This is a genomic window from Pseudomonas mendocina (assembly GCF_003008615.1).
GTDB lineage: Bacteria > Pseudomonadota > Gammaproteobacteria > Pseudomonadales > Pseudomonadaceae > Aquipseudomonas > Aquipseudomonas mendocina_C.
This window is the reverse complement of record NZ_CP027657.1, coordinates 3,556,061-3,580,563: the sequence shown is the minus strand read 5'-3', so window position 1 is coordinate 3,580,563 and position 24,503 is coordinate 3,556,061. Positions and strand designations below refer to the sequence as shown.

At 58.7% G+C, this 24,503-nt stretch carries 23 protein-coding genes; 15 read left to right on the top strand and 8 right to left on the bottom strand.

The window, feature by feature from the left end; genetic code table 11:
* Positions 1-2 precede the first annotated feature (2 nt).
* The 7 genes from C7A17_RS16705 (at position 3) to C7A17_RS16675 (ending at position 6,432) form a co-directional block, all read left to right on the top strand.
* Positions 3-1,142, top strand: coding sequence for an alginate O-acetyltransferase (locus C7A17_RS16705; protein ID WP_106739076.1), 1,140 nt, complete (start codon positions 3-5; stop codon positions 1,140-1,142).
* Between the two features lie 15 nt (positions 1,143-1,157).
* Entirely contained in the window at positions 1,158-1,820 is a 663-nt protein-coding gene (locus C7A17_RS16700) for an alginate O-acetyltransferase AlgF (RefSeq protein ID WP_394337043.1), read from the top strand.
* Between the two features lie 95 nt (positions 1,821-1,915).
* Positions 1,916-3,352 (top strand): mannose-1-phosphate guanylyltransferase/mannose-6-phosphate isomerase, encoded by a 1,437-nt coding sequence (locus tag C7A17_RS16695; RefSeq protein WP_106739074.1) that lies wholly within the window; start codon positions 1,916-1,918, stop codon positions 3,350-3,352.
* A 161-nt stretch (positions 3,353-3,513) separates the two neighbouring features.
* Positions 3,514-3,978, top strand: a complete 465-nt coding sequence (locus tag C7A17_RS16690; RefSeq protein ID WP_106739073.1) for a multidrug transporter — start codon at positions 3,514-3,516, stop codon at positions 3,976-3,978.
* Between the two features lie 77 nt (positions 3,979-4,055).
* Complete coding sequence (locus C7A17_RS16685) at positions 4,056-4,886, top strand: SDR family oxidoreductase (RefSeq protein ID WP_106739072.1); 831 nt, start codon at positions 4,056-4,058, stop codon at positions 4,884-4,886.
* Positions 4,883-5,251: a hypothetical protein gene (locus C7A17_RS16680; RefSeq protein WP_106739071.1), complete on the top strand. Its 369-nt coding sequence runs from the start codon at positions 4,883-4,885 to the stop codon at positions 5,249-5,251. The genes C7A17_RS16685 and C7A17_RS16680 overlap by 4 nt, the downstream gene beginning before the upstream one ends.
* 20 nt (positions 5,252-5,271) lie before the next feature.
* On the top strand, positions 5,272-6,432 hold the full coding sequence (locus C7A17_RS16675) for an AAA family ATPase (protein WP_106739070.1): 1,161 nt from the start codon (positions 5,272-5,274) through the stop codon (positions 6,430-6,432).
* Positions 6,433-6,468: 36 nt separating this feature from the next.
* On the opposite strand, the gene thiO is transcribed toward C7A17_RS16675, so the two are convergent.
* Complete coding sequence (gene thiO, locus C7A17_RS16670) at positions 6,469-7,572, bottom strand: glycine oxidase ThiO (RefSeq protein ID WP_106739069.1); 1,104 nt, start codon at positions 7,570-7,572, stop codon at positions 6,469-6,471.
* 55 nt (positions 7,573-7,627) lie between these two features.
* On the opposite strand from thiO, the gene C7A17_RS16665 reads away from it, so the two are divergent.
* The 7 genes from C7A17_RS16665 to C7A17_RS27095 all read left to right on the top strand — a co-directional run bounded on the left by C7A17_RS16665 (position 7,628) and on the right by C7A17_RS27095 (position 15,376).
* Complete coding sequence (locus C7A17_RS16665; protein WP_106739068.1) at positions 7,628-8,137, top strand: GspH/FimT family pseudopilin; 510 nt, start codon at positions 7,628-7,630, stop codon at positions 8,135-8,137.
* A 145-nt stretch (positions 8,138-8,282) separates the two neighbouring features.
* Positions 8,283-8,702, top strand: a complete 420-nt coding sequence (locus C7A17_RS27105; protein WP_106739067.1) for a GspH/FimT family pseudopilin — start codon at positions 8,283-8,285, stop codon at positions 8,700-8,702.
* 14 nt (positions 8,703-8,716) lie between these two features.
* Positions 8,717-9,235 carry a type IV pilus modification protein PilV gene (pilV, locus tag C7A17_RS16655; protein ID WP_106739066.1) on the top strand — a complete coding sequence of 173 codons (519 nt, stop codon included), beginning with the start codon at positions 8,717-8,719 and terminating at the stop codon, positions 9,233-9,235.
* Positions 9,232-9,804, top strand: coding sequence for a PilW family protein (locus tag C7A17_RS16650; protein WP_106739065.1), 573 nt, complete (start codon positions 9,232-9,234; stop codon positions 9,802-9,804). Before pilV ends, C7A17_RS16650 begins: the two co-directional genes overlap by 4 nt.
* Positions 9,801-10,247 (top strand): pilus assembly PilX family protein, encoded by a 447-nt coding sequence (locus C7A17_RS16645; RefSeq protein WP_106739064.1) that lies wholly within the window; start codon positions 9,801-9,803, stop codon positions 10,245-10,247. The genes C7A17_RS16650 and C7A17_RS16645 overlap by 4 nt, the downstream gene beginning before the upstream one ends.
* A gap of 50 nt (positions 10,248-10,297) precedes the next feature.
* Complete coding sequence (locus tag C7A17_RS26795; protein WP_158704672.1) at positions 10,298-14,998, top strand: pilus assembly protein PilY; 4,701 nt, start codon at positions 10,298-10,300, stop codon at positions 14,996-14,998.
* Positions 14,999-15,007: 9 nt separating this feature from the next.
* Positions 15,008-15,376, top strand: coding sequence for a prepilin-type N-terminal cleavage/methylation domain-containing protein (locus C7A17_RS27095; RefSeq protein WP_106739063.1), 369 nt, complete (start codon positions 15,008-15,010; stop codon positions 15,374-15,376).
* Between the two features lie 66 nt (positions 15,377-15,442).
* Here the strand turns inward: C7A17_RS27095 and ispH are convergent, their stop codons facing one another.
* The 6 genes from ispH to murJ all read right to left on the bottom strand — a co-directional run bounded on the left by ispH (position 15,443) and on the right by murJ (position 22,918).
* The gene (gene ispH, locus C7A17_RS16635) at positions 15,443-16,387 is read right to left on the bottom strand and encodes a 4-hydroxy-3-methylbut-2-enyl diphosphate reductase (protein WP_106739062.1); all 945 of its coding nucleotides are present in this window, start codon (positions 16,385-16,387) and stop codon (positions 15,443-15,445) included.
* Positions 16,388-16,525: 138 nt separating this feature from the next.
* Positions 16,526-16,963 carry an FKBP-type peptidyl-prolyl cis-trans isomerase gene (locus C7A17_RS16630; RefSeq protein WP_106739061.1) on the bottom strand — a complete coding sequence of 146 codons (438 nt, stop codon included), beginning with the start codon at positions 16,961-16,963 and terminating at the stop codon, positions 16,526-16,528.
* Positions 16,960-17,469 carry a signal peptidase II gene (lspA, locus tag C7A17_RS16625; RefSeq protein ID WP_106739060.1) on the bottom strand — a complete coding sequence of 170 codons (510 nt, stop codon included), beginning with the start codon at positions 17,467-17,469 and terminating at the stop codon, positions 16,960-16,962. The genes C7A17_RS16630 and lspA overlap by 4 nt, the downstream gene beginning before the upstream one ends.
* Positions 17,462-20,296 (bottom strand): isoleucine--tRNA ligase, encoded by a 2,835-nt coding sequence (gene ileS / locus C7A17_RS16620; protein WP_106739059.1) that lies wholly within the window; start codon positions 20,294-20,296, stop codon positions 17,462-17,464. Before ileS ends, lspA begins: the two co-directional genes overlap by 8 nt.
* Positions 20,293-21,243: a bifunctional riboflavin kinase/FAD synthetase gene (gene ribF / locus C7A17_RS16615; protein WP_106739058.1), complete on the bottom strand. Its 951-nt coding sequence runs from the start codon at positions 21,241-21,243 to the stop codon at positions 20,293-20,295. Before ribF ends, ileS begins: the two co-directional genes overlap by 4 nt.
* Positions 21,244-21,376: 133 nt before the next feature.
* On the bottom strand, positions 21,377-22,918 hold the full coding sequence (murJ, locus tag C7A17_RS16610; protein WP_106739057.1) for a murein biosynthesis integral membrane protein MurJ: 1,542 nt from the start codon (positions 22,916-22,918) through the stop codon (positions 21,377-21,379).
* A 191-nt stretch (positions 22,919-23,109) separates the two neighbouring features.
* On the opposite strand from murJ, the gene rpsT reads away from it, so the two are divergent.
* Positions 23,110-23,388 carry a 30S ribosomal protein S20 gene (gene rpsT, locus C7A17_RS16605; RefSeq protein ID WP_003243036.1) on the top strand — a complete coding sequence of 93 codons (279 nt, stop codon included), beginning with the start codon at positions 23,110-23,112 and terminating at the stop codon, positions 23,386-23,388.
* 422 nt (positions 23,389-23,810) lie between these two features.
* On the opposite strand, the gene C7A17_RS16600 is transcribed toward rpsT, so the two are convergent.
* Complete coding sequence (locus C7A17_RS16600) at positions 23,811-24,395, bottom strand: YajG family lipoprotein (protein ID WP_106739056.1); 585 nt, start codon at positions 24,393-24,395, stop codon at positions 23,811-23,813.
* Positions 24,396-24,503: the final 108 nt, after the last annotated feature.

Genomic DNA, 24,503 nt, shown 5'->3' with positions numbered 1-24,503 from the left:
CCATGAGTCGTCGCCCCCAAGTCGTCTATGTCGTTCTGTTCCTCGCCCTGCTCTTGCCGGCCAGTCTGCTCGCCCTGGGCAGCCTGGCCAGCTACCGGATTCCCAGCCAGCCGACGCTGCTCGACGGCGGCCTGACCCGTAGCATGGAACGTCACTACGACGAGCATTTCCCACTCAAGCAGGCCGGCATCAATCTGTGGGCCGCGTTGGAGTACCTGATGTTCGGCGAAGGCCGCATCGGCCTGGTGGTCGGTGAGGATGGCTGGCTGTACTCGGACGAAGAATTCGCCCCGGTCGCCAACGGCCAGCGTCAGCTGCGCGACAACCTGGCGCTGATCCGTGGCGTGCAGCAGCGCCTGGCCGAGCAGGACGTGCATCTGCTGCTGGCGATCATCCCGGCCAAGTCGCGCCTGTATCCCGAGCACACCGACGGCCACCAGCCCAGCGCCCTGCAACGCAGCCTCTATCCGCGCTTTCACCAGGCGGCGCGCTCGGCCGGCATCGCCGCGCCGGATCTGCTCACGCCACTGCAGGCCGGCAAGGATCAGGCATCGATGTTCCTGCGCACCGATACCCACTGGACACCGGAAGGCGCCGACGTCACCGCCCAAGCGCTGAGCCAGGTGATCGGCAGCGCCGTGAAGCTGCGCGGCGAGCCCAAGCAGTTCGTCACCGAGACGCTGGACGTGCGCCAGCACCAGGGCGACCTGACCCGCTTCCTGCCCCTGGCACCGCTGTTCGAAGGCCTGCTGCCGGAGGCGGATCGCATCAGCCAGCGCGAGACCCGCGCCGACGATGACAGCGGCGCTGACGCCCTGTTCGCCGAACAGGATCTGCCCGTGGCACTGGTCGGCACCAGCTACAGCGCCAACCCGGCCTGGAACTTCGCCGGTGCGCTGCGCCAACACCTGCAGCGCGACCTGAGCAACCACGCCGAGGAAGGCGGCGGCCCGCTGGTGCCGATGCTCAAGTACCTGCAAAGCGACGATTTCGCCCAGCACCCGCCGCAGGTGGTGATCTGGGAATTCCCAGAACGCTATCTGCCGGTGGCAGGCGACCTGACCGCCTTCGACCCGCAATGGCTGGCCGCCCTCAAGCAGGCCGGCACCACCCAGAACCTGGCCCATACGGCCAGTCGCTGAATTCATCCGCAACCCATGGAGGAACCTCCGATGACTACTCGTACTTTTCTGCACCGTGGTGTCCTGGGCGCCTGCGCCCTGGCACTGAGCGTCGGCATGCTCCAGGCCCAGGCCGACGATGGCGCGCTGTATGGCCCCAAAGCGCCAAAAGGCTCGGCTTTCGTCCGCGCCTATAACGCCAGCAGCGCCGAGCTCGACGTCAATGTCGGCGAAGCGCAGCTCAAGCAGGTCGGGCCGCTGGGCTCCAGCGACTTCAAGTTCCTCCCGGCCGGCAGCTACCAGGCACAGGTCGGTAACACCCAGTTGCCGGTGCAGCTGCAAGCCGACCGCTACTACACCCTGGTCAGCCAGACCGGCGCCGCGCCGCGCCTGGTCGAGGAGCCGCCCTTCACCAGCCGGCAGAAAGCCCTGCTGCGCGTGCAGAACCTCAGCGGCAGCACCCTCAGCCTGAAAACCGCCGACGGCAAGACCGACGTGGTCGCCGACGTCAAACCGGACGGCCGTGGCGACCGTGAGATCAATCCGGTCAAGGTCGGCCTGGCGCTGTTCGACGGCGAACGCAAGGTCGCCGATCTCAAGCCGGTCACCCTGGCACGCGGCGAAGTGGTGTGCCTGTACATCACCGACGCCCAGGGCAAGTTGTCGCCAGTGTGGGTCAAGCGCCCGGCCGACAGCTGAAGCGCAACGAATCTCAGAACAAGGAAAACGGCGGGCACACGCCGCACCGACACGACACGGGCACTCATCTCGAAAAATCGTTCAGGAGAGACACCATGACCCCCATTATCCTTTCCGGTGGCAGCGGTTCCAGACTCTGGCCTCTTTCGCGCAAGCTGTATCCCAAGCAGTTCCTCGCCCTCACGGGTGAACACACGCTGTTCCAGCAGACCCTGCAGCGCCTCTCCATCGAAGGCATGCAACCCCCGATACTGGTGTCCAACCAGGAACACCGTTTCATCGTTCAGGAACAACTGGAGCAGATCGACCAGCAGGCGCAGTTGCTGCTGCTCGAGCCCTTCGGTCGTAACACCGCGCCAGCCGTGGCCATGGCCGCGCTGCAACTGATGGCCGAGGGTCGTGACGAGCTGATGCTGGTGCTGCCGGCCGACCACGTGCTGGATGATCAGCAGGCGTTCCGCCAGGCTCTGGCGCTGGCCACCGTGGCCGCCGAGAAGGGCGAGATGGTGCTGTTCGGCGTACCGGCCAACCGCCCGGAAACCGGTTACGGCTACATCCGCGGGCAGGCCGACGGCAACCTACCCGACGGCGTGGCACGGGTCGCCAGCTTCGTCGAGAAGCCCGACGCCAAGCGCGCCACCGAGTATGTGAAGAGCGGCGACTACTACTGGAACAGTGGCATGTTCCTGTTCCGCGCCAGCCGCTTCCTCGAAGAACTCAAGCATCACGACGTGGACATCTACGACACCTGCCTGCTGGCTCTGGAACGCAGCCAGCGCGACGGCATGCAGATCGCCATCGACCCGGCTACCTTCGCCTGCTGCCCGGACAACTCCATCGACTACGCGGTGATGGAAAAAACCCAGCGCGCCTGCGTGGTGCCGCTGGCCGCCGGCTGGAACGATGTCGGCAGTTGGTCGTCGATCTGGGAGGTGCACGACAAGGACGCCGACGGCAACGTCACCAAGGGCGACGTGATGGTCGAGGACAGTCGCAACTGCCTGGTACACGGCAATGGCAAGCTGGTCTCGGTGCTCGGCCTCGACGATATCGTCGTCGTGGAAACCAAGGACGCCATGATGGTGGCGCACAAGGATCGCGTGCAGGACGTGAAGAAACTGGTCGGCCGCCTCGACGAACAGGGCCGCTGCGAAACGCAGAACCACTGCGCCGTGTACCGCCCCTGGGGCTCGTACGACTCGGTGGACATGGGCGGCCGTTTCCAGGTCAAGCACATCACCGTCAAGCCGGGTGCGCAGCTCTCGCTGCAGATGCACCACCACCGCGCAGAGCACTGGATCGTGGTCTCCGGCACGGCCAAGGTGACTTGTGACGACCGTGAGTTCCTGCTCACCGAAAACCAGTCCACCTACATCCCGATGACCTCGGTTCACCGCCTGAGCAACCCGGGCAAGATCCCCCTGGAAATCATCGAAGTGCAATCGGGCACCTACCTGGGCGAAGACGACATCGAACGTCTGGAAGACGTGTATGGCCGCAGTGATGCGGTGACCGCCGGCGCTGCTCACTGAGCGCTTCGTAGCCCGGATGCAATCCGGGGATATCTGCATGACATTCCCCGGATTGCATCCGGGCTACGCCTCCCCTGTCACACCCTGCGACAGCCCATGCGGTTAACCTGGCCAGGTACCTTGTGTAGGATGGGTGGCAGACTCTTACCAAGGTTGCCTCCATGCTCTTCGGTGTCGTGCTCGTCATTACCTGGCTGATCCTGCTGATCCGCTATCCGACCAAAGCCCTGCCGGTGTCCATGGCCGCGCTGGTCGGCCTCGGCCTGGTAGCGACCTGGGTGCTCTGGCAGGAAACTCGTGACGAGCGCTACCTCGCGCACCTCGAACTGCGCCTGAGCTACGACCCGCAGCAATGCCCCGCCGACCGCCCCCTGGCCATCAATCTGAAGAACGGCAGCGATGCCGCGCTGCTGGAGCTGCGCTGGGAAGTCGCCGCCTACCGCCCCGGCAACGCCACCAACCTGGCCCAACGCCTCTATGAATCGCCGCGCTACACTGGCCCCGGCGAACTGCTGCCTGGCGCCAGCTGGAACGACTGCATGCCATTGCCCGACCTGCGCAGCGGCTATCGCCCGGCTACGCTGGAGTTTCGCGCAGAACGCCTGCAAGGCCAGTTCATCCGCTAAGGTAGGGTGACGCGGGGCCACCCAGGCCGTGCGCACCGACGACTCGCCCATCGCAGCACAGCCCAAGGAACCCCGCCATGTCCCAACCCAGCGTCCTGATCACCGGTTGCTCCAGCGGCATCGGCCGCGCCCTCGCCGATGTATTCAAGACCGCGGGCTACGCCGTATGGGCCACCGCGCGCAAGGACAGCGACCTTGCTGCACTCGCCGAGGCCGGCTTTCACGCAGTGGCCCTCGATGTCAACGACGGCGAAGCAGCGCAACGTCTGGCCGAACGCCTCGCAATCGAGATCGGCGGCCTCGACGTGCTGATCAACAACGCGGGGTACGGCGCCATGGGCCCGCTGCTCGACGGAGGCGCGGAAGCCATGCGCAAACAGTTCGAGACCAACGTGTTCTCCATCGTCGGCGTGACCCACGCCTTCTTCCCGCTGCTACGCCGCAGCCGCGGTCTGGTGGTGAACATCGGCAGCGTTTCATCCGTGCTGGTGACGCCCTTTGCCGGTGCCTACTGCGCGTCCAAGGCGGCGGTGCATGCCTTGAGCGATGCGCTGCGCATGGAACTGGCGCCCTTTTCCATCGAGGTGATGGAAGTGCAGCCTGGCGCCATCGCCTCCAGCTTCGGTGCCAACGCCAGCCAGCAGGCCGAAGCGCTGATCCGTGAAGACTCGCCCTGGTGGCCGCTACGCGAAGGCATTCGCGCCCGTGCCAACGCCTCGCAGGACAACCCGACGCCAGCCCTGCACTTCGCCCGCCAGTTATTGGCCGCCGTGCAGGCCAGCAAACGGCCGCGCCTGCTGCGCCTGGGCAATGGCAGCCGCGCCCTGCCGCTGATGGCGACACTGCTACCCAAGGCCCTGCTGGAGCGGGTGCTGAGCAAACGCTTCGGCCTGGCGCAGAAACTGTGAGCCAAGGCCTGCAACTGCATTACTACGCCATCGCCGGCGTGATCGCGGCCGTGCTGCTGAACCTGCTGCTGCGCACCTTCGTGCGCCTCGGCGGTGTATTCACCACCCTGCTGATCGCTGCAGCCATCGCCGCTGGCCTGGCGCTGGTATTCCACTGGCGCCAGGGCCGCGCACCGAGCAACACCGAACGCTGGCGCTTCACTGTTCTCTATGGCGGTGTGCTCGGTCTGCTTTACCTGGGGTTACTGGGCATGATGTTCCTGCAGGACGCACCCAGCCCCATGGGCCTGTTCCTCTTCAGCCTGCACTACCTATGCTATCCCGCGCTGGCGTGGCTGGCCTTCTCGCCGCGTTATGGCCGCTGATTCCTAGTCTGGACACCCGCATGCTGCACACTCTCGCCGTCGCCAACTACCGCTCGATCAACAGCCTGATCCTGCCACTGGGCCGGCTCAACCTCATCACCGGCGCCAACGGCAGCGGCAAATCCAATCTCTACCGTGCCCTGCGCCTGCTGGCGGAGACCGCTCAGGGTGGGGTGGTCAACGCACTGGCCCGCGAAGGCGGACTGGAGTCGAGCTTCTGGGCAGGCCCGGAGAAAATCTCCCGACGCATGCTGGGCGGCGAGGTGCCGGTACAGGGTGGCCCCCGGCAGAACGTGATCCGCCTGCGCCTGGGTTTTGCTGGTGAGGACTTCGGCTACTCAATCGCCCTAGGCCTGCCAGAGCCGAGCACCTCGGCCTTCGCCCTCGACCCGGAAATCAAGCGCGAATGCATCTGGGCCGGCGCCAGCTACCGCCCGGCCTCGCTGCTGGTGGATCGCGCCGGGCCCATGGTGCGCATGCGCGAAGGCCGCAGTTGGCAGGTACTGGCCCAGCATGTGCCGAACTACGACAGCCTATTCGATCAGATCGGCAACGACCCGAACTGCCCCGAAGTGTTCCAGCTGCGCGAGACCATCCGCCGCTGGCGCTTCTACGATCACTTTCGCAGCGACGCCGACGCCCCGGCGCGCCAACCACAACTGGGCACACGCACGCCGGTGCTGCATCACGACGGGCGTGATCTCGCCGCCGCACTGCAGACCATCCGCGAAATTGGTGATCGCACCGCGCTGGACGCTGCGATCGACGATGCCTTCCCTGGCAGCCGCCTGCACATCGACTTCCAGGCGGGCGGGCGCTTCGCCGTCGAACTGCGCCAGGAAGGTTTGCTGCGCCCCCTGAGCGCCGCCGAGCTGTCCGACGGAACCCTGCGCTACCTGCTGCTGGTCGCTGCGCTGCTCACCTCCAGACCGCCCTCGTTGATGGTGCTCAACGAACCGGAAACCAGTCTGCACCCGGATCTGCTGCCAGCCCTGGGCCGCCTGATCATCGCCGCCTCGAAGCAGACCCAGGTATGGGTGGTGTCACACGCCAGCCGGCTGATCGCCACGCTGAAGGAAAGCCCTGAATGCAACACCCTGGAGCTGGACAAACAGCTCGGCCAAACCCGCATCCGCGGCCAAGGCATGCTCGACGAGCCGCCCTGGCATTGGCCGGATTGAGCATTCCTTGAGCGGTGCCCAGAAATACCTCAGGTATCAATCCAGCAGTCTGGCCGGCGTATAAGGCGCAGGATCGATGATCGGCTCATGTTTGAGCATGAGATCGACCAACAACTGGCAGGATGCCGGAGCCAGTACCAGCCCATTGCGGAAATGCCCGCAGTTGAGCCATAGGCCAGGGTGAGAAGGCACCTCACCAATAAAGGGAATCCCCTCAGGCGATCCAGGCCGCAAACCGGCCCAGTGCCCCACCACCTCGGCGTCCTTGAGTGCGGGCAATAGCTCTTCAGCCGATGCCTTAAGGCTTTCCAACGCCTTGTCGGTCGGCGTCTTGTCGAACCCCGCGTATTCCAGCGTGCTACCGATCAGGATATGCCCATCGCGCCGAGGGATCGCATAACGCCCCTTGGCCAGCACCATACTCGGCAGAAAATCCTCGGCACATTTATAGAGAATCATCTGCCCCTTGACCGGCTCGACCGGTAACGCCAGTCCTAGCGTCCTGAGCAACTCACCACTCCAGGCCCCCGCCGCCAGCACCACACGCTCGGCACGAATCTCGCCATCTACCGTGGTCACTCCGCAGATACGGCCTTTTTCCTGAATAAAACCCGTGACCGGACAATGCTCACGCAACTCCACGTTCGGCATGGCCAACAACGCCGCTCGCAGCGCTTTCACCAAACGGGGATTACGCACATTGGCCACACCCGGCATATGAATGGCGCGCTTAAAACCACCGCCCAGAACAGGTACCTGCTGATAAGCCTCAGCGACATCCACCGAAAACAACGGACGCCCCTCGCGCTGAGCCCAGGCCAGCGCCTCGACCTCATCATCCAGATCCAGCCAATACAGCCCGGTGACATGCACCTCGGGATCGACCCCCGTCTCGTCCAACAAACGCTGACCAAAGTCGGGATAGAAATCCTGCGACCAATGCGCCAGCGCCGTCACAGCTGCGCTGTAACGCCAGGGGTAGAGAGGGGAAACGATGCCCCCGCCGGCCCAGGAGGATTCGCGGCCGGTATCTTCCTTATCAAGGACACACACTCGCGCCCCCGAAAGCCCCAGCAAGAGAGCCGATAGCATTCCTATCGCACCGCCTCCAACCAACAACACCTTCCCATCACTTTTCATGCGGTGATCCTGAGCTACTCTGTTCTACACAACCAACTGGCAAGGATGCTGGAACATGCCCCGAAAAATCTACGGGCGTACGCTCATCGAAACGATGAGCGCTCTCGCCATACTATCGATACTTCTCACGATCGCCCTCCCAAACCTGCAAGACATGCGTGATAACAATGAACGTACCCAAGCCGTCAATCAGATGATTGCAGTGATTCATCATGCTCGTAGTAGTGCGGTTTTTGGTCGAACGGTTGTTAGTGTGTGCCCAGGGAAAAGTAACTGCACAGGTGACAAGCACTGGCACACACGCCTGTTGATATTTCGAGACGGAAATGCAAATGGTTATTTGGATCTGGATGACGATTTACTGCACCAGGTAAAAATCGCTGATGAGTTTCATTGGCAATGGAACAGAAACAAAGGCCACCTCCAGTTCGAAGCAGATGGTTCCACAAGAGCTCTGAATGGAACTCTTACCTTGTGCAAAGGTGCCATCCCCCTTCAGCAAGTAGTGATTAGCCTATCAGGACGCACACGAACTCAGCCCCCTAAAAAAGGGACAAGCTGTTAAGGTTTGCGTGACATCTGTCACGGACCTCGCTTGATACCAACCCCTCATCAGCCAATTTGCCCGCTTGTCTGCGGGCGTCAGCTTTCGGTAAACCCTGACGCTAAATTATCCTTGCAGTTTTGCGTTTGCCGTCGCCGGAGCATTCATGGAATCAAGCAAGGGGTTCACGTTAATAGAGCTGATGGTTGTCATTGCGCTGATTGCCATCGTCGCAAGCATCGCCGTGCCAAGCTACCAGGCGATGATGGAGGGTGGCCGCCAGACCTCTGCGAGGAACGGCTTGCTGGGAGCGCTACAACTGGCTCGCAGCGAGGCTGTCGCCAGAAATATCGCTGTCAGTGTCACTACAGTTGGGTCAACGTGGGTCGTCAATGACGGCACCGAAGATTTGCGAGTAATTGCCATACCGAATGGAGTCGCAGCGGACAACGTCGCAATCACCTTTCAAGCTAACGGCCGCCCCCAAGCAGCAACCAGCATAGATGTAGGCGGACGTGATATTGAAGTAAATGCCATAGGTCGAGCAAGCGCAGCAGCTACACACCAGCAGACAACGACACCGTAAGCCAGGGATATCGAATGAGCACTTTAAGCAATTACGGAAGTCGCGGCTTCACCTTGGTAGAAGTCATGGTTGCCGTCGTGATCTTGGCCATCGGTCTATTAGGTATGGCCACCCTTATGATGAATAGCCTGCAATCCAGTGAAAGCGCTTACTCTCGCAGTCAGGCAACCATGCTGGCTTATGACATCATCGACCGTATGCGAGCCAACAAGGTTTTGGACGCAAACAGTCCTTATCAAAACTTTCGCGTCACTCATGCGTCACTGAGCAACGACTATGTACTCGCTAATCCTGCGGCCTGCCCTGCTGCTAATGCAGGGAATGCCAATGCCTCAGGTGTGACAAAAGCTCAGTACGATTTAGGCCAGTGGTGCCGCCAACTACAAACCAGCCTCCCCAACGTACTCCCTGGAACCAATATCAGTCGTAATGGCGCTATCTACACCGTAGACCTACGCTGGCAAGAGGTTTATGACAGCGATGGTGATGGCAATCAGGATGTCGGCACTCTAGTAGTGGAGGCCGAACTATGAAGCAACAGCAAGGTTTATCTCTGATTGAACTAATGGTCGCCATTGTAATTAGCTCATTACTAATTCTTGGCGTAACAGAAATCTTCTCTCGCACCTTCTTCGCTGATCGTGACAACACTGAACTTACCTATATGCAAGAAAGTGGTCGGCTTGCCTTGGAAATCATTGGGCAAGACGCAAGGAGAGCAGGCTTTCAAGGCTGCGTAGCATCAGATACCGTAACTGCTTTCGCGCCAGACAATACCACCCTACCTCGCGATGCAGTCAGCAGTACGGATGCAAACAGCCTTACTTTCCGTTATGCAACCCCCGGAAGTGGCTGTGGCACAATCGCACTAAATTTTGAGCCACCTATCACCTATACCAACACGAATGGTGGAATCAGCCGCAATGGCGATCCGATTTTAGATAATGCAACTCTGGCCTTCAATTTCATTCCAAACAACGACCCTATAGCTGCGAGCGCCATTCACGTTCAAATAACTGTATCTGACTCACGTACTGCAGGTACACCACTAAGTGCTCGAACCTTCAGTGCCACTTATGAAATGAGGAATCGCCTGCAATGAAGCCTAAACAGGAAGGTATGGTATTGCTGGTCAGTTTGGTATTACTTCTTATGCTCACCATCATTGCCATAACCGCCGCCTCGCAATCCAATTTGCAGCTACGTATTTCCTCCAATAGCCAACAGCAAAACATTGCATTTCAAGCGGCAGAAAGTGGCTTGCAACGCTGGGCCAATGATTACTTCTCGCGCACCGATGCTGACCCAAGCTTAGTCGGCGCGATAGATGGAGACAGCCCTCATTGGCAGTTTCAAGCGTCCCCCAGCTTAGCGACCAACTTGCCTCTCTCTGAAGGAATGGGCATTACCGAGCCTGGTCTCCGAGTCTACCGTTTCGAAGTGCGCAGTGTCGGAGAAGCCTGCGGAAGTAATGGTGGTGACTGCAATGTTAGCGCCGCTCATCGACAAGGCTTTCAGAATCGAAGCTTTAGCACCAACAACTAATCTTTGCACTTATTCATCACGACTGCGCGGCAGTATTTGAGGACATCCCCATGAAACGCCTGAACCAATTGCGCGTTTTTGCTACTTCAGCACTGGCCAGCACATTTATTTTATCAAGTGCTCTGAGCCATGCAGATGATACCGAGGTATTCTTCGGTGGCCCTGCTATTGACGACACCATCAAGCCAAACGTTTTTTTCATTCTTGACAACTCTGGCTCTATGGCATGGAGGTTAGATCGAGACAGCACACCAACTAGTGCCTCTCACGGCCCTGCACGCATGACAGTACTCAAGGAAGCTTTCAACGAGATTCTTAATACGACAAGCGGTGTTAACATAGGAGTGATGGCGCTCAACAGCCGCACGGACTTCTACAAAGATCGCCTAGTTTATCCAGTGGAATACATCGACAACACACTGGGTATTTCCTCTGTGGCACCAGAAATTTTGGTTTCGGCAGACGACGCCACCCGCCAAACAACCAATCCATCATCCACTAACATCAACAACCCAACATTGGTGATGGGCTACATAAAAAACCCTGCGGGCAATACAATCATACGTGACCTCAGCACCCCAAATACTCAAGGGTACTCTAACAACAACTCCAGCTATTACCTTAAAAGCGGATATACTTGCTCAGTAAAAATCGGAACAGCACGCGACTATTGTGATACGGGTGCAAAAACCAGACTCAACGCACGCAACAACACATCCTCAGGTCAAACGGGACTTTTTCTATTCCGAAACTTGAACATTCCAAAAGGAGTCACAATTACAAGCGCCACTCTTACCGTCACTCCAGAGACAAGCAATGGAACCAAGCCCGGTGTTAGAGTACGGATCGAGAACAGCAAAGCTCCTGCTGCACTCAATGATGCAACGCTGCTAGATGATCGTGACTTCACCACTATTTCAACTGGAAACTTGGCCAACAATAACGCCAAACTCGCCGGCAGCAACTGGACAGTCAACACCGCCTTCAATATTGACCTCACCAGCGAAGTACAGAATCTACAAAACAGCACTCCAAGCGCCGACCCTATCTCTGACCTTCTATTGGAGTTTCGTGTCACCAACGATGCCAACTACTACTATCGCGTTGGCGACACCACTGCCTCGCCCAAATTAACCATAACTTACTCAGGGAACGAAGATAACTCTCGCACTACCGGCCTGCGTTTTCAAAACGTCGCAATCCCCCAAGGCGCGACTATCACATCAGCTCGTCTAGACTTTGTCGCTGCTGGTTCTGATGACCGCCCGGTTACTTTCGCCATTAGTGCACAAAACACGGGAAATGCTGCAGAATTCAACACAACTGAAGACTTTACTGGCCGCGCAAAGACTGGAGCAGTGAACTGGACTCCCCAAGAATGGCGAACAGAAAACCCTCCAGTTTACCTAGAAGGGCCAAGCGTCATCAGTCAAGTACAGCAAGTCGTCAATAATTCCGCCTGGTGCGGAAACAACGCCATGGCATTCTTTGTTACACCCACCAGTGGTGATGGCTCACGTACAACCTATAGCGTCGATGGATCCAATCTACGACCAGTTTTACGAGTCACCTATAGCGGTGGAGATAATGGATGCCTGCAACCGGTTTTGGAAGCTCGAGTCATCAGTTCCAAGAACGATGCAAGACAAAGTGGCAGTGCCGTTTCCCTAAACCAAACGACACTTAGTATTGGCAATAACGTCACCGTCGCCGCTCGATTCGAGAACCTGCCAGTTTTACGAAATGCTCAGGTTCTTGAATCCCAGGTGATTGTCACTCGCAGCGGTACCAGCGGCACATCCAACGTCACACTTCACATAGAAAACTCAGCCAACTCCAGTGAGTTGCAGGCTAGCAACAACAACCTGAGCAGCCGTTCAACTTATACAGGCCCCTCGTGTGTCCTCAACGGAGAACGAACCATATGCTCTGGCACCGCCCTTAACACTGCTTTACAGAACGTATTTGCCAAAACTGGATGGAGCGATGGTAATTCTCTATCTGTTATGCTCAAAGCAACCAATAGTGGCAATGACTACATAACTCATGCTTTTGATGGCAGCCCGACTCAAGCAATAAAACTGCGCATGAAGTTATCCAGCGGCAGCCTCGGCAGTAATGCGCGCACAGTCAAACAGCATGTCGACGGGCTGGTACAGCAAATGAATGCCAGCGGTGGAACACCTATCGTTCCTGCCCTATACGACGCAGCACGCTATCTATCTGAAAAACGTGGCAACAGTGGAGTATTTGGGGTTACAAGTCCAATCACTAGTGCATGCCAACCGACTCACTTGGTATTGCTAACTGACGGTAAACCAGAGGGAACCAGCACCGCTGCAACCAGCGGCATACCATCAATGACAGGAGCCAGTTGCAGTACTAGCGGAATTGGTTATAGCGATGAGCTGTGTGCCCGTGAATTGGTTCGATGGATGGCTAACGAAGATCAGTCTAGTTTCGAGGGTGATAATTTTATAACCACCCACACAGTAGGCTTCGCGCTTAATGCGCGACCAACTGAGTCGGCTCAGATTCAAAGATTTCTACGGGATTTGGCAACTGAGGGTAAAGGTGGTTTCTATACCGCAGATGACGCCTCAACCCTGGCCGATTCATTCAGCAAGATTATTCAAGAAGTACTCGCAACAGACACAACATTCGTTAGTGCCAGTGCGGCGGTTAACACTTTCAACCGCCAAGATAACAAAGACGAAGTTTATTTCTCTCTGTTTCGTCCATCAGATACTGATCGCTGGCCCGGAAACCTCAAACGCTATCGAATGATGGTCGAGAATGGCCGTATCTGGCTGGCTGACGCCGACAATACCCCAGCTATCGATGCCAATACAGGTTTCTTCAAAGCTGAAGCCCGCAGTTGGTGGTCGGCAAGCCGGGATGGAAGCAACGTTGCAGCAGGAGGTGCAGCTTCTCGGCTCCCAGCCATGGGCAGCCGAAAGCTTTTGACTAATGTTAGCCCGACATCCAATGCGCTGAGCAACATCGAAACCGGCAACGCTGCGTTGACTCAGGAAAAGCTCAACGTCACCAATGCAACAGACCGAGCCAACCTGATCAGCTACATTCGTGGCGCAGACTCAAGCACACCAGCCCTCGATAGAAAGGCCCTAGGCGATCCGCTGCACTCTACTCCTACGCTGATCACCTATGCATGCAATAGCTATAACGCTCAGAATATTTGCGAAAGCGAGGATCAATCCGCAATTATTGGTACAAACGAAGGCTTTGTACATCTCTTTAATACCAGCACAGGTGCAGAACAATTTGCCTTCATGCCCGAAGTACTGCTGCCTAATATCAAACAATTGCGAGAGAACGCTAAGTCTACATCTCCTAAACCTCGCCTGTATGGTATGGATAATACTGTTACCGTTTGGTCTAACGACGCCAATGGCAATGGCGTGATTTTCGGGGGTAAAGACCCTAGCAATCCAAGTAATACTCTCAGCGGACTGAACCCTAACGAGTTCGTCTACGCGTACGCCACAATGGGTCGCGGCGGCTCAGATATCTATGCCCTAGATATTACCAACCGCTCATCTCCAACATTGCTGTGGAAGATCCAGGGCGGGATCACCCCGGGTTTTGAAAGACTAGGTCAGACTTGGTCAGCCCCCGTAAAGACCAAAATCAATGTGGGCGGCACCATTACTGATGTTCTTATATTTGGAGGCGGCTACGACCCTAACCAAGACAATGTCGACGTCCGTACTGTCGATAGCCGCGGCAACGCAATCTATATCGTCAATGCCAAAACAGGCGCACGTATCTGGTCTGCTAGTAATGTCGCTGGGCACAGTACTACTCTGAACCAGATGCGTTACAGTATTCCTGCACGAGTATCTGTCGTTGGACTGCAGCCTGATAGCGCAGGTAATGCAGTAGTTAATCCACAAGGCTTGGCTGGACAGATTTTTGTAGGTGATATGGGCGGGCAGGTCTGGCGCTTCTACATAAACAATGGCAGTAGCGGCAGCTCGCTTATTACTCCTGCAGGCAATGGAGGAAGCGGAGTATTGGCCAGTATCGGAGGAGCCGCCCCCGAAAGTGCCCGCCGCTTTTACCACGAGGCAGAACTTGCGCTGTTAAACGTCAACGGCACTAAAATGCTGACCGTAAACATTGGAAGTGGCTACCGAGGTCACCCCCTAAATAGTGTGATCGAGGATCGTTTCTACTCGTTCCGGACACACTTAGTAAAGGGAGCTGCGCCTGAAGTGACCCTGACGGAAAACTCTCTCTATGACGCCACAAGTAATGCGGCTCAAACTAGTAGTGAAATCGCCACTGCCGTCGCTAACAACACGAATGGATGGATGATTCGCCTGCCACGTTCGGGCGAAAAAGTACTTAGCCGTCCATTGGTTGCGGATGGGATGGTTCTGTTTAGCACCTATGAACCTCAAAGCAACCCAACACTTTGTCGAGCCTCAGTAGGTGTATCTCGTGCCTACACGGTCATGTTGGGGGACGCAACCGGCCTGACGATTGATCGCTTTACAGAGAGCAAGGCAAGTAGCCTGCCGTCTAACCCTCAAATTTACTGTGCTGGTAACGCTTGCTGGGTTTACCATGATCCGTCAGACCTAGTGCCCGTCTCAAATGGTAGTGAGAGTGGCCCAGATATCTGCGCAGCCAGTGCTAACCCCGAAAAATGCCGCTGTGATAACAACCCTCGCTGCATCTGGATGCCACCGACACCTCGTCTGTATTGGATCGATGAAGAATAAGGACGGATAATGAGACAACAACAAGGCTTTACACTGATTGAGGTGATGATCGTTGTAGTGATCATTGCCATTCTCGCAGCGATCGCAATACCAAGTTACACAGCGTATCTTGATCGAGCGGCCTGCGAAGATGGGAAATCGCTAATTATGCAGGCAGCGGCAAATGCCGAGCGACGACGAGCACAGAACGCAGGCAGTTACGTTGGATTCAACGCCCTACCACAGAATACGAGCGAGTTCTCAATTGCAGTGGGTAACATTACTGCGACTGCTTATACCCTAACTGCCACAGCGACTGGCAGGCTTGCAGCCGGCACATTGACTCTGACTGCCGCAAATGTGAGAGGTGGGAGTCTAGCAGGGCAATGTAACTGGTGAGATAAAGCGATAATAGAAGTGAAAGCCGGCTACAGCCGGCTTTCTCTTTCCTAGAATGAGGGGGCGTTAAACGTGCTTCACTCTTAATTCTTTCGGCATCGAAAATGTAATGTTCTCCGGCCGTCCATCCAACTCGCTCTCCCCCACCGCCCCCCAAGCACGCAGTTGATCGACCACCCCACGCACCAGTACTTCAGGGGCAGATGCGCCCGCGGTGATTCCAACGCCGCCCACCCCTTCGAACCATTCAGCCTCAAGGTCTTCGGCGCCATCGATCAGATAGGCCGGAGTGCCCATGCGCTCAGCCAGCTCGCGCAAGCGGTTGGAGTTGGAGCTGTTGGGACTGCCAACGACCAGCAGCACGTCGCACTCGCTGGCCAGTTGCTTGACCGCATCCTGGCGGTTCTGCGTGGCGTAGCAGATATCGTCCTTGCGCGGACCGCCAATGGCGGGAAACTTGGCGCGTAGGGCGTCGATCACCTTGCTGGTGTCATCCATCGACAAGGTTGTCTGAGTGACGAACGCCAGCTTCTCTGGGTTGCGCACCTGCAGTTCGGCAACGTCCGCCTCGTCTTCGACGAGGTAGATATCACCACCATTGCTGGCGTCATACTGCCCCATGGTGCCTTCGACTTCCGGGTGGCCTTCGTGACCGATGAGGATGCACTCACGCCCCTCGCGGCTGTAGCGCACCACTTCCATGTGCACCTTGGTCACCAGCGGGCAGGTGGCGTCGAAGACCTTCAGGCCGCGACGAGCGGCTTCATCGCGCACGGCTTTGGAGACACCATGGGCACTGAAGATCACGATGACATCATCCGGCACCTGATCCAGTTCTTCGACGAATACAGCACCACGGGCACGTAGGTCTTCGACCACGAATTTGTTGTGCACCACTTCATGACGCACATAGATCGGTGGGCCGAACACTTCCAGGGCGCGGTTAACGATCTCGATGGCGCGGTCTACACCGGCACAGAAGCCGCGGGGATTGGCGAGTTTGATATGCATGCAAGGCGTCTCGGTGTAATCAGGGGATCGGAACAAGTCGACTGAGCGATCCCGAAAGTCATAGCCTGCGCGCAATACGTGCAGGTCACAACAAGGGTTTCGCGGCTAAAACCGCTCCCACAGGGCAGGTGCTGCTGACTAGAGCGCCTTGACCTCGATGATCTCCACTTCGAAGTCCAGCACCTTGCCGGCTAGCGGGTGGTTGAAGTCGATGGTGACCTGATTGTCATCGAATGCTTTGACCACACCAGGTAGCTCGGTGTTGGCCGCATCGTTGAAAATCACCAGCAGCCCCTCGGAAAGCTCCATACCCTCGAACTGGCTGCGCGGCATGATCTGCACATTCTGCGGATTCGGCTGGCCGAACCCCTGTTCTGGTTGAACTTGCACATTACGCTTGTCGCCAGCCTTGAAGCCATACAGGGCCTGCTCGAAACCGGGCAACAGGTTGCCATCGCCAACCTTGAAGGTGGCCGGCTGCTTGTCGAAGGTGCTGTCGACCACATCGCCGCTTTCCAGCTTGAGGGCGAAATGCAGGGTCACTTCCCTGTCCGGGCCGATGCGTACGTCTGTCATTGCGTAGCCTCCTTCGCGGACTTGTCGCTCTTGAACATATCCAGTGCCAGTAGGATGGCGCCGATGGTGATGAAGGTGTCGGCCAGGTTGAACGCCGGGAAGTACCAGCGGTTCTGCCAGTGCACCAGAATGAAGTCGACCACATGGCCGAGCACCACGCGGTCGTAGAGGTTACCCAAGGCACCGCCAAGCACCATCGCCAGCGCTACCGCCAACAGGGTCTCGTGACGCTTGAGGCGCTTGAGCCAGACGACCAGCACGACACTGACGACGATGGCGATGGCGGCGAAGAACCAGCGCTGCCAGCCATCGGCATCAGCCAGGAAGCTGAATGCTGCGCCGGTGTTGTAGGCCAGCGTCCAGTCGAAATAGTCAGGGATGACCTGAATTCGCTGGTACATGTTCAGGCTGCCTTCGAAGAAATCCTTGGTCACACGATCGACGACCAGGATCAGCACACTCAGCAACAGCCAGGGCAGATGCCCGAAACGCGAGGACTCAGGCATGCTTGCGAACCTCGCCTACACCTTCAATATTGCTGACGCAGCGCTCGCACAGATCCGGATGAGCGGCATGACTGCCGACATCGGCGCGGAAGTGCCAGCAGCGACCACACTTGGCGTGGGCAGACTTGAGGATCTTCAGCTTCAGACCTTCGACTTCGGTCACCACTGCGTCAGCCGGTGCATCGGCCAGCGGCGCGGTCTGCGCAGCCGAGGTGATCAAGGCAAAACGCAGCTCGTCGCCAAGCTTGGCCAGGTCAGCCTGCTTGGCGTCGTCGCAGAACAGGGTCACCTCAGCCTGCAGGCTGGCCCCGATGGCCTTGGCCGTGCGCAGGTTCTCCAGTTCCTTGTTCACTGCCGCCTTGACCGCCATGACGCGATCCCAGTAGGCACGATCCAGCTCGAAGCCTTCCGGCAGACGATCCAGCCCTTGATACCAAGTGCTCAGCATCACCGACTCGTCACGCTCGCCCGGCAGGAACTGCCAGATTTCCTCGGCGGTGAAAGCCAGGATTGGCGCGATCCAGCGCACCAGTGCCTCGCTGATGTGGTACAGCGCGCTCTGGCAGGAGCGACGCGCCACGCTGTCAGCAGCGGTGGTGTACTGACGATCCTTGATGATGTCCAGGTAGAAGCCGCCCAGCTCCTGCACGCAGAAGTTGTGCACCTTCGAGTAGACGTTCCAGAAACGGTACTCGGAGTAGGCCTCGGTCAGTTCGTCCTGCAAACGCGCGGTGGCGTCGACAGCCCAACGATCCAGATCGAGCATCTGCTCGGCGGGCAGCAAATCCTTGGCCGGATCGAAACCATTGAGGTTGGCCAGCATGAAGCGCGCAGTGTTGCGGATACGCCGGTAAGCATCGGCACTGCGCTGCAGGATCTGATCGGAAACCGCCATCTCACCGGAGTAGTCGGTGGATGCGACCCACAGGCGCAGGATATCGGCGCCGAGACTGTCGATGACCTTCTGCGGCGCGACCACGTTACCGAGCGATTTCGACTGCTTGCGCCCCTGCTCATCGACGGTGAAGCCGTGAGTCAGCAGTTCCTTGTACGGCGCGTGGCCGTCGATGGCGCAGCCGGTCAGCAACGAGGAATGGAACCAACCACGATGCTGGTCTGAGCCTTCCAGATACAGGTCGGCAGCCGGGCCGCTGGCATGCGCCAGCTCGGCGTGGGAGCCACGCAGCACGTGCCAGTGAGTGGTACCGGAGTCGAACCATACATCCAGGGTGTCGCGGCTCTTGTCGTACTGATCAGCCTCGGCGCCCAGCAGCTCGGCGGCGTCCAGCTTGAACCAGGCCTCGATGCCTTGCTGCTCGACGCGCTTGGCGACTTCTTCCATCAGCTCCACGGTACGCGGGTGCAGCTCGCCGCTTTCCTTGTGGGTGAAGAACGGAATCGGCACACCCCAGTTGCGCTGACGCGAGATGCACCAGTCCGGGCGACCGGCAATCATGCTGTGCAGGCGTGCCTGGCCCCAGGCCGGGACGAACTTGGTTTCTTCGATGGCCGCCAGGGAGCGCTCACGCAGGGTGCCGCCCTCCTTGGGTTTAGTATCCATGCCGACGAACCACTGCGCGGTGGCGCGGTAGATCAGCGGCGTCTTGTGGCGCCAGCAGTGCATGTAGCTGTGGCTGATAGTGGTGTGCTTGAGCAGTGCACCGACTTCCTCGAGCTTGGCGATGATGGCCGGGTTGGCCTTCCAGATGAACTGGCCGCCGAAGAACGGCAGCGACTCGACGTACACACCGTTGCTCTGCACCGGATTGAGGATCTCGTCGTTGCTCATGCCGTAGCGCTTGCAACTGTGGAAGTCGTCTTCACCATAGGCAGGTGCCGAGTGAACGATACCGGTACCGGCGCCCAGTTCGACGTACTCGGCCAGGTACAGCGGCGACAGACGCTCGTAGAACGGGTGGCGGAAGTTGATCAGCTCCAGCGCCGCGCCAGGCGCAGTGGCGATCACGTCGCCCTGCAAGCCATAGCGTTGCAGGCAGCTCTCGACCATTTCCTCGGCCAGCAGCAGCACACGGTCGCCGACATCCACCAGAGCGTAGGTAAACTCCGGGTGCACGTTCAAAGCCTGGTTGGCCGGAATGGTCCAGGGCGTGGTGGTCCAGATGACGATGGCGGTCGGTTTGCTCAGGCTGGACAGGCCAAAAGCGGCGGCCAGTTTGTCGGCATCTTCGACCGGGAAGGCCACGTCGATGGCTTCGGACTTCTTGTCCTGATACTCGACTTCAGCCTCAGCCAGTGCCGAACCGCAGTCGAAGCAGAAGTTGACCGGTTTGAGGCCCTTGAACACGAAGCCGTTCTTGACCATTTCCGCCAGGGCGCGGATTTCACCGGCCTCGTTGGCAAAGTTCATGGTCAGGTACGGGTTGTTCCAGTCACCCAGCACACCCAGGCGGATGAAGTTGGCTTTCTGCTCCTCAACCTGCTCGGCCGCATAGGTGCGGCAGCGCTCGCGGGTCAGGTCAGCCGGCTGGTTCTTGCCGAAGGTGGTCTCGACCTTGTGCTCGATCGGCAGGCCGTGGCAATCCCAGCCCGGCACGTACGGCGCATCGAAGCCGGCCATGGTCTTGGAACGGGTGATGATGTCCTTGAGGATCTTGTTCAGCGCGTGACCGATGTGGATGCTGCCGTTGGCATAGGGTGGGCCGTCGTGCAGCACAAATTTCGGGCGGCCTTCGCCAGCCTTGCGCAGTTTTTCGTATAGACCAATATCAATCCAGCGCTGCAGGGTCTGCGGCTCGCGTTGCGGCAGGCCAGCCTTCATCGGGAAGGGGGTGTCGGGCAGGTTCAGCGTGGCTTTGTAGTCGGTCATGTCGGGCTCTTCATCAGCGGGTGGCTCTGCCAATAATTACGGGCAGCGGCAATATCGGCGGCAATCGCCGCCTTCAAGGCCTCCAGCGAGGCGAAACGCTGCTCATCACGCAGCTTGTGGTGGAATGCCACCGAGAGACGCCGGCCATACAGATCGCCGGCAAAGTCCAGAAGGTGCACTTCCAGATGGGCGCGGCCGTCACCGGCAACGCTGGGGCGCACGCCGATATTGGCGACGCCCGGTTGAATGACACCATCGATTTCACAGCTCACCAGATAGACGCCAGTCAGCGGTACCTTGCGCCGCTTGAGCTGGATATTGGCCGTAGGGGCATCGAGCTGGCGACCGAGTTTCTGTCCGTGCAGCACCCTCCCGGCAATACGGAACGGTCGGCCGAGCAAGGCTTCGGCCAGGTCGAAATCGCCATCGGCCAGAGCCTGGCGCACACGGGTGCTGCTGACCCGGCCGCCACGCACTTCGACGGTGGTCGAGGCGTCGACGCTGAAACCGTAACGCTGGCCCGCAGCCTTGAGAAATTCGAAATCCCCGGCGCGGTCGCAACCGAAGCGGAAATCGTCGCCAATCTCCAGATCCTTCACCTTGAGACCATCGACCAGCACACGCTGCACGAATTCGGCTGCCGAGAGCTCGCGCAAACGACGGTTGAACGCCAGGCACAGCACCATGTCGACGCCTTCGGCCGCCAGCAGGGCGAGCTTGTCGCGCAGACGGGTCAGGCGCGCCGGGGCGGTGTCCGGACCGAAGAATTCACGCGGCTGCGGTTCGAAGATCACCACGCAACTCGGCACGGCCAATTCCGCGGCACGCTCACGCAAACGCGCCAGGATGGCCTGGTGCCCACGATGAACGCCGTCGAAATTACCGATGGTGACCACACAGCCCCGCGACTGGGGCTGCAGGTTATGAAGACCTCGAACCAGCTGCATAGCACGCTTCTTGTTCACAAAGTGGCCGATTATACGCACAGCACGCCATGCACAACAGGCATCGCGATGCCTGGAATCGCAGGTAGCGCCGTACACACCGCTCCTGCAGCGGCCTGATGGCGCCCTGCAATGGCTACAATGCCCGCCTTGCAAAGTCGCGCAGGCGGAATCCCAATATCAGCAGCATGCCGAAGTAGGCGACCAGCCCGACCGCAACCAGAGCACCGAGACGCAGCAGACGCATGAGCATCTCCCCTTCCGCCCAGGCCGGCATGAGCTGCAGCAGCCCCAGCAACGCAGCAACCATCACAGCCACCGCGACTGCCAGCTTGAACAGGAACAGTCCCCAGCCCGGCAAGGGCTGGAAGATATCGGCGCGGCGCAGTTGCCAGTAAAGCAGTCCCGCATTCAGACAGGCCGCTAGACTGATGGCCAACGCCAGGCCGACGTGAGCCATATCCAGGCCGAAGACGAACAGGGCATTCATCGCCTGGGTCGCCAACAGGCTGACCACGGCGATCTTCACCGGTGTCTTGATGTTCTGCTGGGCATAAAAGCCAGGAGCGAGAATCTTGATCAGAATCAATGCAAGCAGACCGACCGAGTAAGCCACCAGCGCACGTTGGGTCATCAACGCGTCCTCTGCGCCGAACTTGCCGTACTGGAACAGCGAGACCACCAGCGGTTCAGCGAGAATCGCCAACGCCAGGGTGCAGGGCAGCACCAGCAGAAAGCACAAGCGCAGCCCCCAGTCGAGCAGGCGACGGTACTCGTCGCGGTTCTTGCTCGCGTAGGTCTTGGAAAGCGCCGGCAGCAGGATGGTACCCAGCGCCACGCCAAGCACACCCGATGGCAGTTCCATCAGGCGGTCGGCGTAGTACATCCAGGACACCGAACCGGCGACTAGAAACGACGCGAAGATGGTGTTGATGATCAGTGAAATCTGACTGACCGATACGCCGAAAATCGCCGGCCCCATCTGCTTGAGCACGCGCCACACTCCGAGATCTCCGAGACTCACGCGCGGCAGCACCAGCATGCCGATTTTCCTCAAATGCGGCAGCTGCCAGAGCAATTGCAGCAGACCGCCCACCAGCACAGCCCAGCCCAGCGCCATGATCGGCGGGTCGAAATAGGGCGTCAGGAATAACGCGAAAACGATCATGCTGACATTGAGCAACGTCGGCACGAACGCCGGCACAGAGAAACGGTTCCAGGTGTTGAGAACGGCGCCAGCCAGCGATGACAGGGATATCAGCAATATATAGGGGAAGGTCACGCGCAGCAGATCAACCGTCAGCTCGAAGCGCTCGGCCTCGGCGGCAAACCCCGGCGCGGTAGCCCAGACGATCCAGGGCGCGGCAAGTACACCTATGGCCGTGACCAACGCCAGCACCAGCGTCAGCAAACCGGAGACATAGGCGACAAAGGTTCGCGTGGCCTCCTCGCCCTGCTGCATTTTGTATTCGGCCAGAATCGGCACGAAGGCCTGGGAAAAAGCCCCTTCGGCGAAAATACGACGTAGCAGGTTGGGCAGTTTGAACGCCACCACGAAGGCGTCCGACGCCACCCCAGCGCCGAAGGTACGGGCGATGATGGTGTCGCGCACAAACCCCAGCACACGAGACACCATGGTCAGGGAACTGACGGCAGCCAGGGATTTGAGCAGATTCATGGAGTGTTTCGGCTTCCATAAAGAGGTTTAGTAGCGGACAATCCGCCGCCCAACGAAGGCGACGAGTGTAGCGAGCCACCACTGGTCAGGCCAGCACAGGAAAGCGTCATCAGACTTGACAGCAGGCAGATGGATCGGCATGATTCGCGGCCTTATTTGTCGTAACCCCCCAGTTTTCGAGGAGCTTGACGGTGGCCAACTCACCTTCTGCCAAAAAACGCGCCAAACAGGCTGAGAAGCGCCGTAGCCATAACGCCAGCCTGCGCTCGATGGTTCGTACCTACATCAAGAACGTGGTCAAGGCTATTGCTGCCAAGGATCTCGAGCTTGCCAAGACCGCTTACACTGCAGCAGTTCCGGTCATCGACCGCATGGCTGACAAAGGCATCATCCACAAGAACAAAGCCGCTCGTCACAAGAGCCGCCTGAACGCGCACATCAAAGCGCTGGGCGAAGCTGCTGCCGCTTAATCGCGACAGGTTCTTGCCAAAAATGCCCGCATCGAAAGATGCGGGCATTTTTGTTTGTGCAGTCAACTGCCATCGACAACTTGGCAGCCACCATGCGAAACAGCATCGACCTTGAACAACCGGCACTCACGCTAAAACCTCAAATGCCAACCAGGGAAGGCGGATCAGGCTTTTGTAGGGTGCGCCGCGCACACCAAAGGAACGACCATTCAGCAGCGATGCCCAGGCATACGCAGATAAGCGGTGCGCAAAGCGCACCCTACGACTGGAGAACGCATGAACCCCTTAGGATCAAGAGTGGATTCTAGCGCGCGAAGGAGAAAACCAGAGGCTGCAGCACTAGACTCCCACCTAGAGAGAAGTGAGCAGCCTCTTCAGAACCTCAAGGGCGACTGCAACACCGGGCGCAGTCACCCTGATCGTTACTGAAGCAGAACCTGGCCGATGGTCGGATCCTTGAAGGCGCGAGTCAGCGCATCACTGAGCACATCACTGACCAGCTTGGTGTTGGTCTGCTGATTGGGCGCGGTACCAAAGCGCTGATTCAGCGACGCACCATAGCGGCCGGTATAGCGCCGGCTACCACCCTGCACGTCAGCACGGATGGAGGCTGAAATATCCGCCTCAGTCACATACAGCCCTTCTTTCGGCGACTGGTACTTCAGGTCAGCCAGGGTAATAGTCAGCTGGGGTGCATTGTAGGCATTGGCCGACGGCGTAAAACCGAGCAGACGAACAGCCGCCTCGGCCTCGGCCTGCAATTTCGGCAGCACGCTCTCGCTGCTAACGCTGATGGCGCTGGTTTCCGGATACAGGCCGCCGCGCGTGCCAAGCACGGGCGAAGAGCGACCATCGACGACACGCACCACCACCGGCTGCCCCTGACCAACGGGCGTCAGCGAGCTGGTGAGTTTGGGTTGCGGGGTGAGTTGCTGAGGGCTGTGGGCACAGCCAGCCAAGGTCAGGCTGGCAGCAGCAAGCAGGGCGAACAACGCACGATGCAGCATGCTCGATCTCTCCGAAGGGGATGTCATGAAATGGCCAGCAGTATACCCAGCAGCGCCAGTCGCCGACAGCCATACCTCTATCGACAAGCCCAGCCAGGCGGCGGTTCC

Coding starts and splice junctions, on each gene's coding strand:
- C7A17_RS16705 (WP_106739076.1), top strand. CDS start 3: ATGAGTCGTCGCCCCCAAGTCGTCTATGTCGTTCTGTTCCTCGCCCTG.
- C7A17_RS16700 (WP_394337043.1), top strand. CDS start 1,158: ATGGAGGAACCTCCGATGACTACTCGTACTTTTCTGCACCGTGGTGTC.
- C7A17_RS16695 (WP_106739074.1), top strand. CDS start 1,916: ATGACCCCCATTATCCTTTCCGGTGGCAGCGGTTCCAGACTCTGGCCT.
- C7A17_RS16690 (WP_106739073.1), top strand. CDS start 3,514: ATGCTCTTCGGTGTCGTGCTCGTCATTACCTGGCTGATCCTGCTGATC.
- C7A17_RS16685 (WP_106739072.1), top strand. CDS start 4,056: ATGTCCCAACCCAGCGTCCTGATCACCGGTTGCTCCAGCGGCATCGGC.
- C7A17_RS16675 (WP_106739070.1), top strand. CDS start 5,272: ATGCTGCACACTCTCGCCGTCGCCAACTACCGCTCGATCAACAGCCTG.
- thiO (WP_106739069.1), bottom strand. CDS start 7,572: ATGAAAAGTGATGGGAAGGTGTTGTTGGTTGGAGGCGGTGCGATAGGA.
- C7A17_RS16665 (WP_106739068.1), top strand. CDS start 7,628: ATGCCCCGAAAAATCTACGGGCGTACGCTCATCGAAACGATGAGCGCT.
- C7A17_RS27105 (WP_106739067.1), top strand. CDS start 8,283: ATGGAATCAAGCAAGGGGTTCACGTTAATAGAGCTGATGGTTGTCATT.
- pilV (WP_106739066.1), top strand. CDS start 8,717: ATGAGCACTTTAAGCAATTACGGAAGTCGCGGCTTCACCTTGGTAGAA.
- C7A17_RS16650 (WP_106739065.1), top strand. CDS start 9,232: ATGAAGCAACAGCAAGGTTTATCTCTGATTGAACTAATGGTCGCCATT.
- C7A17_RS16645 (WP_106739064.1), top strand. CDS start 9,801: ATGAAGCCTAAACAGGAAGGTATGGTATTGCTGGTCAGTTTGGTATTA.
- C7A17_RS26795 (WP_158704672.1), top strand. CDS start 10,298: ATGAAACGCCTGAACCAATTGCGCGTTTTTGCTACTTCAGCACTGGCC.
- C7A17_RS27095 (WP_106739063.1), top strand. CDS start 15,008: ATGAGACAACAACAAGGCTTTACACTGATTGAGGTGATGATCGTTGTA.
- ispH (WP_106739062.1), bottom strand. CDS start 16,387: ATGCATATCAAACTCGCCAATCCCCGCGGCTTCTGTGCCGGTGTAGAC.
- C7A17_RS16630 (WP_106739061.1), bottom strand. CDS start 16,963: ATGACAGACGTACGCATCGGCCCGGACAGGGAAGTGACCCTGCATTTC.
- lspA (WP_106739060.1), bottom strand. CDS start 17,469: ATGCCTGAGTCCTCGCGTTTCGGGCATCTGCCCTGGCTGTTGCTGAGT.
- ileS (WP_106739059.1), bottom strand. CDS start 20,296: ATGACCGACTACAAAGCCACGCTGAACCTGCCCGACACCCCCTTCCCG.
- ribF (WP_106739058.1), bottom strand. CDS start 21,243: ATGCAGCTGGTTCGAGGTCTTCATAACCTGCAGCCCCAGTCGCGGGGC.
- murJ (WP_106739057.1), bottom strand. CDS start 22,918: ATGAATCTGCTCAAATCCCTGGCTGCCGTCAGTTCCCTGACCATGGTG.
- C7A17_RS16600 (WP_106739056.1), bottom strand. CDS start 24,395: ATGCTGCATCGTGCGTTGTTCGCCCTGCTTGCTGCTGCCAGCCTGACC.